We start from the raw sequence: 3,069 nt of genomic DNA, 5'->3' as shown, positions 1-3,069 counted from the left end.
TGGGTCTCAGGGCGGAAATGGTCCGCCATGCCCCCGGTCCTGCAACCATTGGCCTAAATGACATATTATTGAAAGAAGTTATGTTAGAAGAACAAACAACGATGTTGTTGCCTTGAAAGCCTCGGATGATTAGTACTACTCGACTGTGGTGTCGCCACCTTTACATCTGTAGCCTATCAACGTAGTAGTCTTCTACGGTCCTATATGGAATTCTCATCTCGTGGCTAGTTTCGCACTTAGATGCTTTCAGCGCTTATCTATTCCCAGCGTAGCTACTCTGCAATGCCCCTGGCGGAACAACAGATTCACTAGAGGCTGGTCCAACCCGGTCCTCTCGTACTAAGGTCAGCCCCACTCAAAATTCCTACGCCCACAACAGATAGGGACCGAACTGTCTCGCGACGTTCTGAACCCAGCTCGCGTGCCACTTTAATCGGCGAACAGCCGAACCCTTGGGACCTTCTCCAGCCCCAGGATGTGACGAGCCGACATCGAGGTGCCAAACCTCCCCGTCGATATGAGCTCTTGGGGGAGATCAGCCTGTTATCCCCAGCGTACCTTTTATCCTTTGAGCGATGGCCCTTCCATGCAGAACCACCGGATCACTATATCCGTCTTTCGACCCTGATCGACTTGTCTGTCTCACAGTCAAGCAAGCTTATGCTATTGCACTCCGCGTACGGTTACCAAGCGTACTGAGCTTACCTTTGAAAGCCTCCGTTACCTTTTTGGAGGCGACCACCCCAGTCAAACTACCCATCAAACAATGTCTCCCGCTTAGCGGGATTAGACACCGAATACAGAAAGGGTGGTATTTCAACGTTGGCTCCACGACGCCTAGCGACGCCGCTTCAAAGCCTCCCACCTATCCTACACATCCTGTAGCCAGTGTCAATGTTAAACTGTAGTGAAGGTGCATGGGGTCTTTCCGTCCCGTTGCGGGTACCCGGCGTCTTCACCGGGACCACAATTTCACCGAGCTCATGGCTGAGACAGCGCCCAGATCGTTACACCATTCGTGCAGGTCGGAACTTACCCGACAAGGAATTTCGCTACCTTAGGACCGTTATAGTTACGGCCGCCGTTTACTGGGGCTTCGATTCAATGCTTCTCCTTGCGGATGACATCCCCTCTTAACCTTCCAGCACCGGGCAGGTGTCAGGCCTTATACCTCATCTTTCGATTTTGCAAAGCCATGTGTTTTTGTTAAACAGTCGCCTGGGCCTTTTCACTGCGGCTGATATTGCTACCAGCGCCCCTTCTCCCGAAGTTACAGGGCCATTTTGCCGAGTTCCTTAGCCATGATTCACTCGAGCACCTTAGAATCCTCTTCCCGGATACCTGTGTCGGTTTGCGGTACGGGTTTTTATAACCTGGAGCTTAGCGGTTTTTCTTGGAAGTCTGATTACCTGCGCTATCCGCTCACCCGAGGGCTCGCGGTACTATCGACGCTCAGCTGGATCGGCGGATTTGCCTACCGTTCCAATACCTACAGTCTTCAACGATCTATTCCGTCAGATCGCGGCAGTGTCACTACTCCGTCCCCACATCGCAGTTATAAAAAGTACTGGAATATTAACCAGTTGTCCATCGAATTTCCCCTTCGGGTTCTCCTTAGGTCCCGACTGACCCTGATCCGATTAGCGTTGATCAGGAAACCTTATCCTTTCGGTGGGCGGGTTTCTCTCCCGCCTTATCGTTACTTATGCCTACATTTGCTTTTCCATGCGCTCCAGCACCCATTACCAGATACCTTCGCCGCACATGGAATGCTCCCCTACCGATATATTTCAATCCCATAGCTTCGGTGTACAATTTAATGCCCGTTTATTATCCATGCCCGATCGCTCGACTAGTGAGCTGTTACGCACTCTTTAAATGAATGGCTGCTTCCAAGCCAACATCCTAGCTGTCTGTGCAATCGGACCTCGTTAGTTCAACTTAACTGTAACTTGGGGACCTTAGCTGATGGTCTGGGTTCTTTCCCTCTCGGCCCGTGACCTTAGCACCCCGGGCCTCACTGCCGGTCATATTACATAGCATTCGGAGTTTGTCTGGATTTGGTAGGATTTGACTCCCCCGCACCCAATCAGTAGCTCTACCTCTATGTAACTCTATACCGACGCTGTTCCTAAAAACATTTCGGGGAGTACGAGCTATTTCCCAGTTTGATTAGCCTTTCACCCCTACCCACAGATCATCCGGAAACTTTTCAACGTTTATCGGTTCGGTCCTCCAGTACGTGTTACCGCACCTTCAACCTGTCCATGGGTAGATCACAAGGTTTCGCGTCTACCTCCCCTGACTATACGCCCTATTCAGACTCGCTTTCGCTTCGGATCCGTGCCTGAAGCACTTAACCTTGCCAGGAAAGAGTAACTCGTAGGCTCATTATGCAAAAGGCACGCCGTCACGCCACCTGGACGCTCCGACCGCTTGTAAGTACACGGTTTCAGGTTCTATTTCACTCCCCTGTTCGGGGTTCTTTTCACCTTTCCCTCACGGTACTGGTTCACTATCGGTCTCTCAGGAGTATTTAGCCTTACCGGATGGTGCCGGCAGATTCCCACAAGGCGTCTCCGACCTCGCGGTACTCAGGATACTGCTAGGCCAAGGTTCTATACGTGTACAGGGCTGTCACCTTGTATCGCCGGGATTCCCATCCCGTTCCACTTCTGTTCCTTGATGCCACGTTGCAGTCCTACAACCCCACCTATGCCGTAACATGGATGGTTTGGGCTCTTTCCCTTTCGCTCGCCACTACTCAGGAAATCATTGTTATTTTCTCTTCCTCTGCTTACTTAGATGTTTCAGTTCGGCAGGTTTGCTCCATATTGGTGACATGTCTTCAACATGCCGGGTTGCCCCATTCGGAAATCGCCGGATCAGCTCATATTTGCAGATCCCCGGCGCTTATCGCAGCTTATCACGTCCTTCATCGCCTCTGAGAGCCAAGGCATCCCCCGTGTACTCTTCTTTACTTTCTTCTACCTGTACGCCTTTTGCGCCGTACGGTATGCTTTTTTCGCTCTTGTCATGATGTCTCATACCACAGATCGCATCGCTGCT

General features: G+C 51.3%; 1 rRNA gene. It reads right to left on the bottom strand.

The window, feature by feature from the left end:
* Positions 1 to 110: 110 nt before the first annotated feature.
* A 23S ribosomal RNA gene (locus DHW03_RS19105) occupies positions 111 to 2,987 on the bottom strand.
* Between the last annotated feature and the right edge of the window lie 82 nt (positions 2,988 to 3,069).

The organism is Pedobacter yonginensis, assembly GCF_003173595.1.
Classification (GTDB): Bacteria; Bacteroidota; Bacteroidia; order Sphingobacteriales; family Sphingobacteriaceae; genus Pedobacter; species Pedobacter yonginense.
Note: the sequence above shows the minus strand (reverse complement) of the source record. Positions and strands in the feature narration are given on the sequence as shown.